Here is a 15,886-nt window from a genome sequence, read left to right on the forward strand (position 1 = left end):
GACCCCGGGCCGACACCTCCCGGCCCGCCCACCGCCGCCTGCGGGCACCCCGCAGCAAGGAAATGCCGAACAGGGCCTAACCCGCCACGCCCGCCGTACCCGCCCATGGTGCCGCCGCCTCCAGTTGACCCGCGAGGCGGAACAGCGTGCTCTCGTCCCCGTAGCGGCCGGCGAACTGCACCCCCAGCGGCAGCCCGTCCGAGGTGCGCCCCAGCGGCACCGACATGGCGGGCTGCCCGGTCACGTTGAACAAGCCGGTGAACGCCGCCATCCCGCGCATCCCGCCCAGCGCGGCCCGCGGATCGCGGTTGGGGTCCAACTCGCCCAGCAGCGGCGGCACCACCGCCATGGTCGGCGTCAGCAACACGTCGAAGCGCCCGGTCAGCCGAGTCACCGCCCGCCCGATCGTGTGCATCCGGTCGACCGCGGCCAGGTAGCGCGCCAGCGACAACCCGCGGCCCTTGTCCACGATCAGCCGGGTCGCGGCGTCCAGGTCGTCCGCCCTGAGTTCGCGCCCCAACTCGGCCAGACGCAGATCCACCATGCGCGCCATGTGCGCGGCGCTGATCGGCGCGATCACCTCGCCCGGTCGGGTCAGCGTGTCCGGCCAGGTCACCGGCTCCACGTCGTGCCCCAGGGCGACACACAAGGCGGCGGCCTCCTCGGCTGCCCGCACACACTCGGGGTCGACCAGGACCTCCGCGTCCACCGGCGTCAGGATCAGCCCGATCCGCAACCGCCCCGGCTCCGCGCCCACTTCCGCCGCGTACGGGCCCACCGGCGGCGGTGCGTGATACGGGTCGCCCGGCTCCGGGGTGCCGGTGACGTCGAGCAGCGTCGCGCTGTCGCGCACCGTGCGGGTGACCGCGTGCGCGACCGCGAGACCGGCCCACGACTCGCCGTGGTCCGGCCCCGGGGTGACCCGGCCGCGACTCGGCTTGAGCCCGAACACCCCGCAGCACGCGGCCGGGATGCGAATCGAACCGCCACCGTCGGTGGCGTGCGCGACCGGCACCATGCCCGCCGCGACCGCCGCCGCCGACCCGCCGCTGGAGCCGCCCGCGCTGCGTTCGGGGTGCCAGGGGTTGTGCGCGGGGCCGAACAGGCCGGACTCGGTGGTCGTACCCAGCCCGAACTCGGGCGTGTTGGTCTTGCCCACGATCAGCACACCGGCCGCCCGCAGCCGGGTCACCAGCGTGCTGTCACGCGCCGCGACCGTACCGGCGAACAACCGCGACCCATTGCTCGTGGTCATCCCGGCCACGTCGCACTCGAGGTCCTTGATCAGGTACGGCACACCCGCGAGCACCCCGGGCAACAGGCCGGCGACCGCGGCCCGGGCCTGCTCCTCGCACAACGCGACCACCGCGCCCAGGGCCGGCTCGCGTTCCTTGATCGCCTCGAAGGTGACGTCGAGCACCTCGTCCGCGGTCACCTCGCCGCGGGCGATCAGGCCCGCGAGCCCGGTGGCGTCATAGGACTGATACTCGTCGATCCGCACGGCACGACCTCCAGCGCTGGTGAACACATCCGTCCCGCACCGTACGCGATGGTTGCCCGGCGCCGTCCGCCCGCGGCCGGATCGGCAAAATCCGGCGCGTGGCCGCGCGTTGACCACCGCAGGCGCCCCGAGCCCCACCACGCGGCGCCACCGAACGTGCCGCCGCGGCGCCCGCTCAGCCCACCGACGAGTACGCGACCACGCCCCGGCGCAGCCCCTCGATCGCCTTGCGCGCGGTGCCGCCGACCTTGCTGTCGTCGGGGGCTGCGGCAGCGATCTGGCCGAGTACGTCCACGAGTTGCTTGATCCAGCGGACGAAGTCGCCCGCCGGCAGGTCGGCTTCGCCCAGCACCACGTCCAGGCTCAGCCCCGAGGCCCACGAGTACGCCGTCCAGGCGAAGCCCAGGTCCGGCTCGCGCAGGAAGTCGAGGTGGTGCTGCCCCTCCAGCGCGTCCAGGTGACCCCACAGGCGCACCATGTCGGCCAGCGCGGCGTGCGCCGCCCCACCCGGCAGCTTGGGCGCCATCGCGTCGTCCGGCTGCCGCGACTCGTACACCAGCGCGGAGGCACACGCGGCCAACTCGGCCGGCGTCAGTTCCTCCCACAGGCCCTCGCGCAGGCATTCGGCGGTGAGCAGGTCCAGTTCGGCGTAGATCCGCGCGAGTCGGCGCCCGTCCTCGGTGACCGTGTCGCCCACGAGGTAGTCCAGGTCGGTAAGCATCGCGCAGACCCGGTCGAAGGTGCGCGCGATGGTGTGCGTGCGCCCCTTCATCCGGCTCTCGATCACCTGCGTGTCGCGCAGCAGCCGGTAATAGCGCTCGGCCCAGCGCGCATGCTCCTCGCGCTCGTCGCAGCCGTGGCACGGATGTTGCCGGATGGCCTGCCGCAGCCGGTTGAGCTCCGGGTCGTCGGCCGCGGGCGAGCGCTGCTTGCGGGCCCGCGGCTGGTCCACGTAGCCGACCTTGCTGCGCAGCGAGGACGCCAGGTCGCGGCGGGACTGCGGATTGCGCGCGTTGAACGAGCGCGGGATGCGCAGCCGGTCGATCGCGGTGACCGGCACGGGGAAGTCGATCCCGGCCAGTCGGCGGGCCTGCCGGTCCGAGGTGAGCACGAACGGGCGCGGCCCCTCCGGTCCCTGGTCGGTGCCCGGGTCCAGCACCACCGCGAGACCCGCGTACTTGCCGGTGGGCACCACGATGATGTCGCCCGGCCGGAGCTTCTCCAGCGACGCGGCGGCCTGGGCCCGGCGCTGCGAGGCGCCCTCGCGGGCCAGCTCGGTCTCGCGATCCTTGAGCGCGCGGCGCAATTGCCCGTACTCGGCGAAGTCGCCCAGGTGGCAGGTCATCGCCTCGTGGTAGCCGGCCAGCCCCTCCTCGTTGCGCTGCACCTGGCGGGTCAGCCCGACCACCGAGCGGTCCGCCTGGAACTGCGCGAACGAGGTCTCCAGCAGCTCGCGCGAACGATGCCGGCCGACCTGGCCGACCAGATTGACCGCCATGTTGTACGACGGCTTGAAGGACGAGCGCAGCGGATAGGTACGAGTGCCCGCGAGGCCGGCCAGGTGACCGGCGTCGAAGCCCTGATGCCACAACACCACGGCGTGGCCCTCCACGTCGATGCCGCGCCGCCCGGCGCGCCCGGTGAGCTGGGTGTACTCGCCGGCGGTCAGGTCGGCGTGCGTCTCGCCGTTCCACTTGACCAGCTTCTCCAGCACCACCGAGCGGGCGGGCATGTTGATCCCCAGGGCCAGCGTCTCGGTCGCGAACACCGCCTTGACCAGGCCCTTGACGAACAGTTCCTCGACGACCTCCTTGAAGGTCGGCAACATGCCCGCGTGGTGCGCGGCGATCCCGCGCTGGAGCGCCTCCAGCCACGAGTGGTAGCCCAGCACGTGCCGGTCCTCGTCCGGGATGCCGGTGGTGCGTGCCTCGACGATCGCGCGCACCTCGGCCCGCTCCGCGTCGCCGTTGAGCCGCAGGCCCGCGTGCAGACACTGCTGGACGGCCGCCTCGCAGCCCTTGCGGCTGAAGATGAAGGTGATCGCGGGCAGCAGGCCCTCGGCGTCGAGCCGGTCGATCACCTCGGCGCGGCTGGGCGCCCAGATCCGGCTGCGCGTCGGCCGGGTCTCCTGGCCGCGGTTGCGCCGGTAGCGGTCCTGCGGTCGGCCCGCGCGCTCGCTCTCCATCCGGCCCAGCCGGATCAGCTCGGGGTTGACCTCGGTGTGGTTCTCGTCGGTGAACAGGTCGTAGGTGCGGTTGCCCGCGATCACGTGCTGCCACAGCGGCACCGGACGATGCTCGGAGACCACGACGGCGGTGTCGCCGCGCACAGTCCCCAGCCAGTCGCCGAACTCCTCGGCGTTGCTGACGGTAGCCGAGAGGGAGACCAGGGTGACCGATTCGGAGAGGTGGATGATCACCTCCTCCCACACCGCGCCGCGGAAGCGGTCGGAGAGGTAGTGCACCTCGTCCATCACGACGTAGCCCAGGCCGTTCAACGCGTTCGAGGACGCGTAGAGCATGTTCCGCAGCACCTCGGTGGTCATCACGATCACCGGGGCGTCGCTGTTGACCGAGTTGTCCCCGGTGAGCAGGCCCACGTTCGCCGCGCCGTAGAGCTTTTGGAAGTCGGCGAACTTCTGGTTCGACAGCGCCTTGATGGGCGTCGTGTAGAAGCACTTGCGGCCCTGTTCGAGCGCGAGGTGCACGGCGAACTCGCCGACCACCGTCTTGCCCGAACCGGTCGGCGCCGCGACCAGCACCCCCTTGCCGCTTTCCAACGCGCGGCACGCCTCGACCTGGAAGGGGTCGAGACCGAAGGGATACTGCTCGCGGAACGCGTGCAGGCTCGTCCGTTCGTCGGCGGCCCGGCGGCGCGAGGCCGCGTAGCGCTCGGCGGGGGACATCTGGGTGTCGCGGTCCGTGCCGCGTGAAGGATCGAGAGGCATCTCGTCAAGCAGACTACCGGCCGGGGCCGACGGCTGTGATCACCTTTTTTCGATCATGACAAGCAGCTCGATCATGACAACCAGCTCGATCAAGACAAGCAGCTCGATCAAGACAGGCAGCACGATCATCACAGGCGGCTCGATCAAGACCCGGGCCTCGATCACCGGACCCGGCTCGCTCTCCGGCGCCGCTCAGTCGCGCGGCCGGGGTATCAGGACCCGGACCGCGTCGGGTATGCAGTCCGCGGTCAGCGGCAACGCGCCCAGCCGCTCGCCGTCGGCCCACCCGCTGAGCCCGCCCGCAGTCATCGACACGGTCGCGGCCCGGTACACCGAGACCAGCGGGTGGCTCACGTGCTTCCCGCTGTAGACCTTGGGGAACACCCGCAACAACTCGGCCCGCCCGCAGCCGGCCACCACCGTGACGTCGAACAGACCGTCACCGGGATCGGCGTCCGGACACATCCGCATGCCGCCGCCGTAGGAGCGGCTGTTGCCCACCGCTATCAGGGTGGCCTCGACGTCGAAGGGTTTGCCGTCCAGCTCCAGCTCGTAGGCGATCGGCTTCAACGCGCCCAGCTCGCCCAGCAGCGCGGCGTTGTAGCGGGTCCGCCCGCGCGCCCAGGTCATGCGATTGGCGCGCTCGTTGACCCGCGAGTCGAAGCCGGTGCACAGGATCGTGCCGAACCAGCGCTCGCCCACCCGGCCGAGGTCCATCGGCCGCGCATACAGGTCGGCCACCACGCGCGCCGCGCCCGCCACGTCGCCCAGCGGCAGCTCCAGGGCCCGCGCGAAGTCGTTGCCGGAGCCGATCGGCACCACGCCCAGCGGCGTACCGGTACCCGCCACCGCCTGCAACGCGGCCGCCACCGTGCCGTCACCGCCCACGGCGACCACGGCGTCCACACCGCGGCGCACCACCCCGCGCAGCCGGGCGATCCCCTCCGCAGCGCCGGGGGCGGACACCTGATGCGGTGTCAGCCCCCGCTCGCGGAGCAGATCGGCGGCGACGGACGCCGCCTTCAGGCCGCGACCACGACCCGCGGTGGGGTTGACGAATACTGCTATCTCCCGAGACACAAGGCGCGAGATTAGCCCACCCGACCTCAGGTGATGTCGTCCACCCTGGCAGCGGGGCCCGGGTCCGAATCGTCCGCGACGGCGCTCGGGCGCTCGACCGGGCGCACCGAGGTGTCCAGGACGGACGCCTCGTCGTCGTCGAGGTCGGCGCCGAACACTTCCGCGTGCCGCTTGCCGCGCCGGCGATCGTTGACCCAGGCCACGATCAGCGCGATCCCGTACAGGATCGTGATCGGAATCGACAGCAGGATCATCGTCAGCGGGTCGGTGGTGGGCGTGGCCACCGCGCCGAAGATGAAGATGCCCATCACCACCCAGCGCCACCAGCTCGCGAGCTGCTTCGCGGTGACGACCCCGCCGAAGTTCAGCATGATCAGCACGAGCGGCAGCTCGCACGCGATGCCGAACACCACGACCATGCGGATGACGAAGTTGAGGTAGTCGTCGAGCTGGATCTGGTTGCTGGCGTCGGTGAGCGTGAAGTCCAGGAGCACCTGGAGGGCGTGCGGCAGGATCCAGTACGAGAAGTAGGCGCCGCCCAGGAACAGCGGCACACCCACGCCGACGAAGGCCAGCGAGTACTTCTTCTCGTTCTTGTGCAGCCCCGGCGCCAGGAAGGCCCACATCTGGTAGAGCCAGATCGGTGAGGCCGCGATGATGCCGGTGGCCAGCGAGATCTTCAGCGCCATCGAGAACGGCGACAACACGCCCTGCTGCACCAGGACACCCTGGCCGCACTTGGTGACGCCGGTGCCCTTGACGTTCTTGAGGTCACAGACGGGATTGACCAGGAACGCGCCGATGTCCTCGTAGAAGAACGCGGCGACGATGGTCACGACGATGATGGCCAGGAGCGCCTTGACGAGGCGATTGCGCAGTTCGCGCAAATGCTCCATGAGGGGCATGCGCCCCTCGGCGTCCTTGATCTTCTTTTGTTTCGGGCCGGACTCTCGTCCGCGCCCTGCCTTGTCAAGCACCTTGAGGGCCGACTCCTAAAAGGCGCGCGCGGATTCAGCGACGGTTGTGGTCGGGCTCGCCGACCGGCCGCGCCTCGCTCACGTCGCCGGGAGCCGCCTGGATGGTGCGCGGCGGCGCCTCGGTGGTCTTGGCGGGCTTGTCGGCGGCGGGGGCCTCGGCCGTCCCGTCCTCCTTCATCGCCTTGGTCTCGCTCTTGAGGATGCGCAGCGAACGGCCCAGCGCACGCGCCGTGTCCGGCAGACGCTTGGCGCCGAACAGCAGCACGACGACAACCAGGATCAGGATGATCTCGGGCCAACCGAGCTTGCCAAACATAGTCAGTACCTCATTGCCGGGGCCGGGGGGTTATGGGTTCGATCGTACGCCGGTGCGTATGACAGACGTGCAACGCAATGGTGGCGAACAACTGCACCGGACGTAACCCCCAGGGGTCACGAGTACGGATCACGATCGGTGCGAGGCCGAGGGGCGGGCGTGCGGGACGGAATCGCGCCGCAGGGACCGGCCACCGGCCGCGTCCAGCTCGGCGGCGGCCGCGGACAGCCGGGTCGAGGCGTCCGCGACGGTCGCTCCGAGGTGACGCACGTCACCGAACAATCGCCAGGCGAACCAGCCGATGACGCCGAGTCCGGCGAGGACGAGCACGATGAAGACGAGGACCCACGGCAACATGCGGCGACCCTAACAGCCCCCGAGTCCGCCACGCGCCCCCGTTCAGCGTGCGACCTGCATCGACGACACGCCGCCGTCGGTGAGCAGTTCGACGATCCGCTCCCCCGCCGGCCGGCGCACCGAGTCGGCGCAGGTGGGACAGCGGAACAGATAGAAGGACTTGTTCGGTCGGAGCACCAGCCGCAGCTGATCCGCCGTCAGCTCGACGCGTCCGCAAACCGGGCAGCGCGCCGTGAACGTCGACACCGTGGGCCTCCTCGCAATCTCGGGAAGGTTGTCGTCGGTGGTACCGGAGGTGCCGCTGGGCCGCGGTCGGGGGCGTGTGCCGTTTTTGGACAATCGCCTCCGGCCGCGGCGAATCAGCCGGCCGGGTCCGCGTAGGCCGCGAGCGCGGCCGAGGCGGTCCGTCGTACATCGTCGACGAGTTCCGGCGGGGAGATCACCCTGCCGTGCCCGCCCAATCGCAGCGCGAGCCGCCGGATCCCGGCCGGGTCGGGCGTGCGCAGGGTCAACCGCAGGCCGCCGTCGGCCAGCTCCTCGACCTTGTCGTGCCGGTAGTACTCGGTGACCCAGCGCCCGCCGGGTCCCAGTTCGAGCACCACCTCGATGCCGTCGGCCGCGGTGGGCGCGAAGCCGTCCGCGAGATCCAGCGGCTCGATCGGCTGCGGCTCGGACGCCTCGTCCAGGAGCACCGCCTCGGCGACCCGGTCCAGCCGGAACAACCGGCGGCCCTCGGCCTGTCGGCACCACGCCACCAGGTAGGTGTGCCCGTCGACCAGCACCAGCCGGATCGGATCCACCTCGCGCTCGGTGATCTCGTCCCGGCGCGGCACGTAGTAGCGCAGCCGCAGCCGGCGCTTCTCGCTCACCGCGCGGTCCATCGTGGCGAACGCCGACTCCTGGGCGGCGTCGTCGCCCTCGAACTCGACCGTCACGCCCTGCGCGGCACGCGCGGCCTCACCGGCGGCGTCCTCCAGCTTGGCGGTCACCCGGCCCAGCGCGACCTTGTCCCGCTCGCGCAGCCCGGACAGGCCGGCCAGCGCGCGCAGCGCCACCAGCAGGGCCAGAGCCTCGTGCGGAGCCAGCCGCACCGGCCGCACCGGCGCGTCGGCGTTGTCCAGGAAGACCCGGCCCTCGAAGTCGACGTGCGGCTCCAACAGGTCGTCGGCCATGAAGCTGGTGCCGCACATGTGCAGCGTGCCCAGGTCCGCCTCGACCTGCGCCACCGGCAGGCCGAACGCCCGCGCCACGTCGTCCAGATGCGTGCCGGGGCGCTCGCGCAGGTAGGCCACCAGCGACAGCAGCCGCCGGGTGTCGTCGATCGCGTTGCTCATCCGACCTTCACCTGTCCCGTCGCCTCTCCGGCGGCCTCACGCAGTTGCGCGACCACGGCGGCACGCAGATGGGGCGGCTCCAGCACGACCACGTCGGGGCCGAACTCGGCTAGCCAGTGGTGCAGTCCGTGCCCGTGGCTCAGTTCCAACTCGTCCCAGCCCTCACCGGCCGGCACCACCGCACTCGCCCGGGCGCGCAGCGGGAACCCGGCACCGGTGCGGACCCGGATCCGGGCGATGCCCTCGCCGCCCTCGCCGGCGAAGCGCGCGACCTGGCCGCGCACATCCACCTTCTCCGGCACCTCGGCCCGGAACTGCTCCTTGAGCGGCTTCGGCTTGGGCTTGTCGGCGATCCGGTCGAGCCGGAACACCCGCTGCTCCTGTCGGTCCCGGGAGAAGCCGACCAGGTACCACCGGCCGCGCCAGCAGCTCATCCCCCACGGCTCCACCACCCGGGGCGTGGCCTCGGCGGCGCCGGAGCGGCGGTAGGCGAACTGGACCGGGCGGCGGGTACGCAGCGCGTCCAGCAGCGGCCCGAACGCGGGCTCGCGCGCGGTCACCCGGGGCTCGACGCTGGTCAGCGGCGCCGAGTCGATCTCGACACCGGCGGCCTTGAGCTTGTACAGCGCGCCGGTCGCGGCGCCGGCCAGCGCGGACTGCTGCCAGGCACCGGCGGCCAGCGCGAGCGCGGCGGCCTCCTCCGGGTCCAGCTCCACCGGCGGCAGCGCGTTCTTCTCGGGGCGGATCCGGTAGCCGTCCGCCGACTCGATCAGCGGGTCGTTGGCCCCGGTCTCGACGATGAAGCCGAGTTCGCGTACGTCGTCCTTGTCCCGCTCGAACATGCGGTCGAAGGCTTCTTCGGACGTGCACAGCCGATACGACTCGATCGACTGCCGCAGCTCTTCCTTCGTGACGTAGCGACGGGCGGCGAGCAGACACATCACCAGGCTCACCAACCGCTCCTGCTTCGGAATCGCCATCAGATCCCAGTCCCTCCCACAAGGCGCAGCCCCGACCGTACCGCGTTCGGCGCGTCGGTTGGTCGCGGCCGCCGATCTTGCCCTCCGGTTCGCCCGACCGCTCCCGCCGGCGTTAGGCTGCCGGACCGTGATCACCTGGCGACGCGGCGAAGTGACGGCGATCCGACGGGCCTGGCGCGGGGCGGTCGAGCTGACCGTGGCCGTACCCGAACCCGCCCCCGCGCGGGAGTTGCGCGCGATCGCCTACCCGCACCTGACCGGCACCCCGGTGGTCGGCGACACCGTGCTGCTCAACACCACCGCCCAGGACATGGGCCTGGGCACCGGCGGCTACGCGCTCGTGGTGGCCCTGCCCGATCGACTGCCCGAGGACCCGCCGCCCGGACCGGGGCACGTGGTCAAGGCCCGATACACCCCGATGCAGGCGGTCGTGCTCGGCGTGGACGAGCAGGACTCGCCGCACCACGCGACGCTGCGCGACGCGGACTCGCTGGACGGCATGCCGGTCGTGGTCGCCGACCTGCACTCCGCGCTGCCCGCGATCTGCGCCGGGATCCGCGCCGCGCGCCCGCACGCGCGGGTGGTGTACGTGATGACGGACGGCGGCACGCTGCCGCTGTGGTTCTCGATGACCGTCGACATCCTGCGCGACCACGGGTGGCTGGCGGGCTCGGTGACGGTGGGCCAGGCGCTCGGCGGCGACCTGGAGGCGGTCACCCTGCACACCGGCCTGCTCGCGGCCCGGCACGTCCAGGGCGCGGATCTGGCGATCGTCGCGCAGGGGCCGGGCAACCTGGGCACCGGCACACCGTGGGGCTTCTCCGGCGTCGCGGCGGGCGAGGCGATCAACGCGATCGCCGCGCTCGGCGGCCGGCCGGTGGCCTCGCTGCGGATCTCCGACGCGGACGGGCGCGAACGCCACCGAGGCGTCTCGCACCACTGCCTGACCGCGTACGGCCGAGTCGCGCTGGCCCGGGCGGATGTGGTCGTGCCCACGTTGCCGCGGCCGCTGGCGGATCGGGTCGCGGCGGACGTCGAGCCGCTGCGGGACGCGCACGACGTGCACACGGTGTCCGTCGACGGCCTCGACGCGGCGCTGCGCACGAGTCCGGCCCGGCTGTCCACGATGGGCCGCGGCCTCGACGCGGACCACGCCTACTTCCTCGCCGCCGCCGCCGCGGGCCGCTTCGCGGCGCAACTCCCCACCCGGTGGTAGCCGGTTTCGGACCGCACCCGAGACGAGGCGAGCGGGCAGCCCCCGCACAACCGGCCGGAAAACGCCGACGGCCCCGATCCGCGCGGGGTGCGCGAACCGGGGCCGAACGAGGTCCGACTAGCCGACCTTCATCAGGTCGACCACGAAGATCAGCGTCTCACCGGGCGCGATCGCACCCGGCGCGCCGCGGTCGCCGTAGGCCAGGTGCGACGGGATGACCAGCTTGCGCCGACCGCCGACCTTCATGCCCTGCACACCCTTGTCCCAGCCTTCGATGACCTGGCCCACACCGAGCCGGAAGTCGAGCGGGGAGTTGCGGTTCCAGGACGCGTCGAACTCCTCACCGGAGGAGAAGGCGACACCGACGTAGTGCACGCTGACGTGGTGACCCGCCTGGGCCACCGGGCCGTCGCCCTCCCAGATCTCGGTGATCTCCAGGTCGGCGGGCACGCCACCCTCGGGGAAGTCGATCTCGGGCTTCGTAAGCTCGCTCACAGCGTTATCCGTATCCGTTCGAGTGCTGAATGCGGGGTCCAACGTACCGGGCCGGTCGCCCGACCCGGTCATCGGACGAGCCGTCAGGCCGCCGTGCCACCGAGCGCGTCGACGATGTCGACGACGAACACGAGCGACGAGTTGGCCGGGATGGTCGGCGGCTTGCCCTCGGCGCCGTAACCCTTGTCGGCCGGGAGCACCAGCAGCACACGGCTGCCGACCTTCTGCCCCACCAGACCCTCGTCCCACCCGGTCACGACCTGGCCGACACCGATCTTGAACGCGGTCGCGCCGCCGTGGTCCCACGACGAGTCGAACTTGGTGCCCTTGTCGAACAGGGCGCCGGTGTACTGCGCGACCAGCGTCTGGCCCTTCTGGACCACCGGGCCGGTGCCCTCGATCAGCGGCTGCACGGTCAGCTTGGTCGGCGCGGCGGTGCCCGGCGGGATGGTGATCTCCGCGGCCTTGCCGGACTCGACCTTGGCGACCGGCAGGCCGGCCGGCGGGGTCACCGGGGCGCCCTTGGCCTCCGCCTTGGTGTCGAGCGTCTTGGTCGACTTCAGGTCCACCGTCAGCACGACGGCCTGCTTCTCCTGGGTCACCTTGGCCGGTACCACCACGAGCAGTCGGGTGCCGACCTTCTTGCCGATTATCCCCTGCCCGATCTCCTTCAGGAGCTGCTGATCGCCGGCCTGGAAGACCTCGGGAGTCTTGCTGTCGTACGAGTTGCCCGCGTCCGAGCCGTCCCAGTTCTTGCCGACGGTGTCCGCGATGACGTAGTCGTCCTTCTTGATCACCTCACCGGTGCCCTCGATCAGGACCGCGGACGTCGTCTTGTCGCCCGACTTGCCCTTGGGGATCTTGATGTCCGGCTTCTGACCGAAGGCTCCGGTCACGGTGGGGGTAACGGTTTTTCCTCCGTCGTCATCGCCACACGCGACCGCGGTGAAGGCCAGTGCGGGGACCAGAAGGAGCGCAGCGAGACGGCGCACGATGTTCCTCTGCTGAGATGGACAAGGACCGGGACACTCTATGGGGTCCGGATGTGAGGACGACGTGAAGACGACAACCGCGTTCAGGCAACCTCGCGGCCGGGTCGCTTGAGCCGCGCGGCCCACCGGCCGTCCTCGCCGCTGACCGACAGCGGGATGCCGAAACACTCGCTCAGGTTGGCGTCCGTCATCACCTCGTGGGCCGGCCCTGCCGCCACGGTCGCGCCGCGGCGCAGCAGCAGCGCGTGGGTCACCGCGCTGGGCAATTCCTCCAGGTGATGGGTGACGATCACCAGGGTCAGCCGCGGATACTCGCGGGTCAGCGAGTCGATCGCCTCCAGGAGTTCCTCGCGGCTGGGCAGGTCCAGCGCGTTGGCCGGCTCGTCCAGGAGCAGCAGTCGCGGATCCGGCATCAGCGCCCGGGCGATCCGGGCCCGACCACGCTCGCCCTGCGAACACACCGCGATCTCGCGCTGCGCCAGCCGTTCCAGGCCCAGCAACGCGATCAACTCGGCGGCCCGACCCCGCTCGGCCGGCCCGTACCTGCCGTACAACGGCTGCACCGTGCCACTCGCCCCGGTGAGCACGTAGTCGGTCACCGTCAGGTATTCGGGGATGCGCAGTGCCGCGTTGACGGCGCCCACCTGGGCCCGCACCTCGCGCACGTCCACCCGGCCCAGCCGCTTGCCCAGCACGGTCACCGCACCGTTGCCGGGAAAACGCAGTGCGCCCGCGAGCGCCAGGATCGTGCTCTTGCCCGCGCCGTTGTGTCCCAGCAGCGCCCAGCGCTCGCCCTCGCGGACCGTCCAGTCCACGCCGACGAGCATGTCCGTGCGTCCGCCGGGCCCGTGCGCCCACACATCCACCGCGTCGAGCTCGAAGACGGGTGGAGCGATGTCCCATGTAGGTGTATCGACCATCGAGCCAGCATGCCACTCGCCCGCCCGCTCCCGACGTCGGGAGGGGGCGGGAGAGCGATTCGTCTCATCCGTGGCCGCATGCCGCCGGCGCGGGTCGAGAACGCCGGTCGCCGATCATCGTCGGTGTGCGCGTGCGGATGGTGGCCGGTGGGTGCCGGCGATTCACATGCTGGCGATCAACTTCTCCACCCGGTCGTCCACCGACCGGAACGGGTCCTTGCACAGCACGGTGCGCTGCGCCTGGTCGTTGAGCTTGAGATGCACCCAGTCGACGGTGAAGTCGCGCCGCTGCTCCTGGGCCTTCTTGATGAACTCGCCGCGCAGTCGCGCCCGAGTGGTCTGTGGCGGCAGCGATTTCGCCTCGAAGATCTTCAGATCGTTGCCGATCCGTTCGATCTGCCCGCGTCTCTCCATCAGGTAGTAGAGACCGCGGCGCCGGTGGATGTCGTGGTAGGCGAGGTCGATCTGGGCGACCCTCGGCGAGGACATGGGCAGGTTGTGCTTGGCCCGATACCGCTCGATCAACTGATACTTGATCACCCAGTCGATCTCGCGCCCGACCAGGTCCAGGTTGCCGGAGTCGATCGCGTCGAGCGTGCGCTCCCACAGATCGAGCACCTTCTCCACGGTGCCGGTGCGAATGCCCCGGCGGTCCGCGAACTCCTGCGCCTTGGTCAGGTATTCCCGCTGGATGTCCAGCGCGCTGGCCTCGCGGCCGTTGGCGAGCCGGACCTTGCGGGAACCGGTCATGTCGTGACTGACCTCGCGGATGGCCCGGATCGGGTTCTCCAGGGTCAGGTCCCGCATCACGATGCCGGCCTCGATCATCCGCAGCACCAGATCGGTGGAACCGACCTTGAGCAGCGTGGTGGGCTCGGCCATGTTGGAGTCGCCGACGATCACATGCAGCCGCCGATAGCGCTCGGCGTCGGCATGCGGTTCGTCGCGCGTGTTGATTATCGGACGGGAACGGGTCGTGGCCGAACTGACGCCTTCCCAAATGTGCTCGGCACGCTGGCTGACGCAGTACACCGCACCACGCGGTGTCTGCAGCACCTTGCCCGCGCCGCACAACATCTGACGGGTCACCAGGAACGGGATGAGCACATCGGCGAGCCGGGAGAATTCCCCGTGCCGCGCCACCAGATAGTTCTCGTGGCAACCGTAGGAGTTGCCGGCGGAATCGGTGTTGTTCTTGAAGAGATACACGTCGCCCGCGATGCCCTCTTCGTGCAGCCGCCGTTCGGCGTCGACGAGGAGGCCCTCGAGAATGCGCTCACCGGCCTTGTCGTGCACGACAAGCTCCGGCACCGAGTCGCACTCGGGCGTCGCGTATTCGGGGTGGCTGCCCACGTCCAGATACAGCCGGGCCCCATTGCGTAGGAAGACATTGCTGCTTCGGCCCCACGAAACGACTCGGCGGAAGAGGTACCGCGCCACCTCGTCCGGGGAGAGCCTGCGCTGCCCCCGGAACGTACAGGTGACGCCGTACTCGTTCTCCAGCCCGAAGATGCGGCGGTCCATGCGGCAACATTACGCCGACGACGTGCCGTTCCGGGACAACTCCGCGTCGGTGGTTTCCACCAAATGGATCACGTTTGAAATCAGCCGGCCCCGACCGGCCAGCAATACCAGCAATCCGAGCCCCGCGCCGACGCTCGCGACCGCGAACGCGCCCCGCGCGCCGGCCACTTCGCCGGCCCAGCCGGCCAGTCCCATGCCCAGTGCCGAACCCGCCCCGATCGCCGCCACCAGCCACGCGAACGCCTCGGTCACCGTGCCGCGTGGCGCCAACTCGTCGATCAGGGTGAACACGCACGCGATCGCCGGCGCCAGGAACACCCCGGAGAGCACCGCGAGCGGCACCATCAGCCACGGCCCGGGCACCGCGATCAGCGGCAGGTAACACACCGTCAGCCAGCACATGAACCACAACAACCGCCGGGCCGGCGGGGTCTGCCAGGCCCGCACCCCGTGCACCAGACCGCCCAACAGCGCACCGAACGACATCGCCGCCAGGAACACCCCGGACAGCGCGCCGGAGCCCTCGTGGTCCGCGTAGGCCACGGCCGCGACGCTGAGCACACCCAGCGCGATACCGGCCAAGGTGAACGCGACCAGGACCACCCGCAGGCCGGCCGAACGCAGCGCGCCCGCCCAGTGCGGGGTGTGCTGCTCGCCGCGCCAGACCCGGGAGGGCCGCGCGGTGGCCACGACCACCGTGCCCGCCACCCCGATCAGCCCGGTCAGCAACACGGCCCACTGCGCCGAGGCGAGTTGCACCACGACCACCACGATCAGCGGCCCCACGGTGAACAGGATCTCCTGCGCCGCGGCGTCCAGGGCGTACGCCGCCTGCACCCGCTCGGGCGTGAGCACCGAGGGCCACAACGCGCGCAGCCCCGCCTCCAGGGGCGGCGTGGTGAAACCGGCGACCAGCACCGCGCCCACCGCGAGCGGCAACGGATGCGCGCCCACCAGCGCGAAGACCGCGTAGGCCAGCGCCGAGACCAGCGCCGAGCCGAGCAACACGCCGGTCTGGCCGCGCCGATCCATCCACCGGCCCAGCACCGGCTGCCCGGCCGCGGTGGCCAGGCCGTAGACCGCGGACAACACGCCCGCGAGCCCGTAGCCGCCGCCGTCCGCGCGCACCAGCAACAACACCGCCAACGCGCCCATGCCGTTCGGCAATCGCCCGAGCAACGTGCCGCCGAGCAGCCGCGCCGCATACGGCACCCGAAGCAGGTCCAGATAGGTCCGCATGCGCGGTA

At 71.1% G+C, this 15,886-nt stretch carries 16 protein-coding genes; 1 reads left to right on the plus strand and 15 read right to left on the minus strand.

What is annotated here, in order from left to right:
- Positions 1 to 76: 76 nt before the first annotated feature.
- The 10 genes from ABZ374_RS05265 to ABZ374_RS05310 all read right to left on the minus strand — a co-directional run bounded on the left by ABZ374_RS05265 (position 77) and on the right by ABZ374_RS05310 (position 9,492).
- Positions 77 to 1,501, minus strand: a complete 1,425-nt coding sequence (locus ABZ374_RS05265; RefSeq protein WP_360306321.1) for an amidase — start codon at positions 1,499 to 1,501, stop codon at positions 77 to 79.
- 175 nt (positions 1,502 to 1,676) lie between these two features.
- Entirely contained in the window at positions 1,677 to 4,406 is a 2,730-nt protein-coding gene (locus ABZ374_RS05270; protein WP_360306470.1) for a DEAD/DEAH box helicase, read from the minus strand.
- A gap of 81 nt (positions 4,407 to 4,487) precedes the next feature.
- On the minus strand, positions 4,488 to 4,613 hold the full coding sequence (locus tag ABZ374_RS05275; RefSeq protein ID WP_360306323.1) for a hypothetical protein: 126 nt from the start codon (positions 4,611 to 4,613) through the stop codon (positions 4,488 to 4,490).
- A gap of 27 nt (positions 4,614 to 4,640) precedes the next feature.
- Complete coding sequence (locus ABZ374_RS05280) at positions 4,641 to 5,528, minus strand: diacylglycerol kinase (protein WP_360306325.1); 888 nt, start codon at positions 5,526 to 5,528, stop codon at positions 4,641 to 4,643.
- A gap of 26 nt (positions 5,529 to 5,554) precedes the next feature.
- Positions 5,555 to 6,505 carry a twin-arginine translocase subunit TatC gene (gene tatC / locus ABZ374_RS05285; protein ID WP_360306327.1) on the minus strand — a complete coding sequence of 317 codons (951 nt, stop codon included), beginning with the start codon at positions 6,503 to 6,505 and terminating at the stop codon, positions 5,555 to 5,557.
- A 34-nt stretch (positions 6,506 to 6,539) separates the two neighbouring features.
- On the minus strand, positions 6,540 to 6,821 hold the full coding sequence (gene tatA, locus ABZ374_RS05290; protein WP_360306329.1) for a Sec-independent protein translocase subunit TatA: 282 nt from the start codon (positions 6,819 to 6,821) through the stop codon (positions 6,540 to 6,542).
- 129 nt (positions 6,822 to 6,950) lie between these two features.
- On the minus strand, positions 6,951 to 7,178 hold the full coding sequence (locus ABZ374_RS05295) for a hypothetical protein (RefSeq protein WP_360306331.1): 228 nt from the start codon (positions 7,176 to 7,178) through the stop codon (positions 6,951 to 6,953).
- 42 nt (positions 7,179 to 7,220) lie between these two features.
- Complete coding sequence (locus ABZ374_RS05300; protein WP_078978606.1) at positions 7,221 to 7,424, minus strand: hypothetical protein; 204 nt, start codon at positions 7,422 to 7,424, stop codon at positions 7,221 to 7,223.
- Between the two features lie 113 nt (positions 7,425 to 7,537).
- Positions 7,538 to 8,512 carry a WYL domain-containing protein gene (locus ABZ374_RS05305; protein ID WP_360306333.1) on the minus strand — a complete coding sequence of 325 codons (975 nt, stop codon included), beginning with the start codon at positions 8,510 to 8,512 and terminating at the stop codon, positions 7,538 to 7,540.
- Complete coding sequence (locus ABZ374_RS05310; protein ID WP_360306335.1) at positions 8,509 to 9,492, minus strand: WYL domain-containing protein; 984 nt, start codon at positions 9,490 to 9,492, stop codon at positions 8,509 to 8,511. Before ABZ374_RS05310 ends, ABZ374_RS05305 begins: the two co-directional genes overlap by 4 nt.
- Positions 9,493 to 9,619: 127 nt before the next feature.
- Between ABZ374_RS05310 and ABZ374_RS05315 the strand changes: the two genes are divergently transcribed.
- Positions 9,620 to 10,708, plus strand: a complete 1,089-nt coding sequence (locus ABZ374_RS05315; protein ID WP_360306337.1) for a DUF3866 family protein — start codon at positions 9,620 to 9,622, stop codon at positions 10,706 to 10,708.
- A gap of 117 nt (positions 10,709 to 10,825) precedes the next feature.
- Here ABZ374_RS05315 and ABZ374_RS05320 read toward each other — a convergent pair whose 3' ends face one another.
- The 5 genes from ABZ374_RS05320 to ABZ374_RS05340 form a co-directional block, all read right to left on the minus strand.
- The gene (locus tag ABZ374_RS05320) at positions 10,826 to 11,203 is read right to left on the minus strand and encodes an FKBP-type peptidyl-prolyl cis-trans isomerase (protein WP_360306339.1); all 378 of its coding nucleotides are present in this window, start codon (positions 11,201 to 11,203) and stop codon (positions 10,826 to 10,828) included.
- 83 nt (positions 11,204 to 11,286) lie between these two features.
- Positions 11,287 to 12,195, minus strand: a complete 909-nt coding sequence (locus ABZ374_RS05325; protein ID WP_360306341.1) for an FKBP-type peptidyl-prolyl cis-trans isomerase — start codon at positions 12,193 to 12,195, stop codon at positions 11,287 to 11,289.
- 83 nt (positions 12,196 to 12,278) lie between these two features.
- Positions 12,279 to 13,115 (minus strand): ATP-binding cassette domain-containing protein, encoded by an 837-nt coding sequence (locus tag ABZ374_RS05330; RefSeq protein ID WP_360306342.1) that lies wholly within the window; start codon positions 13,113 to 13,115, stop codon positions 12,279 to 12,281.
- A gap of 162 nt (positions 13,116 to 13,277) precedes the next feature.
- Positions 13,278 to 14,639 (minus strand): Pup--protein ligase, encoded by a 1,362-nt coding sequence (gene pafA / locus ABZ374_RS05335; RefSeq protein WP_360306344.1) that lies wholly within the window; start codon positions 14,637 to 14,639, stop codon positions 13,278 to 13,280.
- A 9-nt stretch (positions 14,640 to 14,648) separates the two neighbouring features.
- Positions 14,649 to 15,878 carry an MFS transporter gene (locus tag ABZ374_RS05340; RefSeq protein WP_360306346.1) on the minus strand — a complete coding sequence of 410 codons (1,230 nt, stop codon included), beginning with the start codon at positions 15,876 to 15,878 and terminating at the stop codon, positions 14,649 to 14,651.
- Positions 15,879 to 15,886: the final 8 nt, after the last annotated feature.

The organism is Embleya sp. NPDC005971, from assembly GCF_040629175.1.
Classification (GTDB): domain Bacteria; phylum Actinomycetota; class Actinomycetes; order Streptomycetales; family Streptomycetaceae; genus Embleya.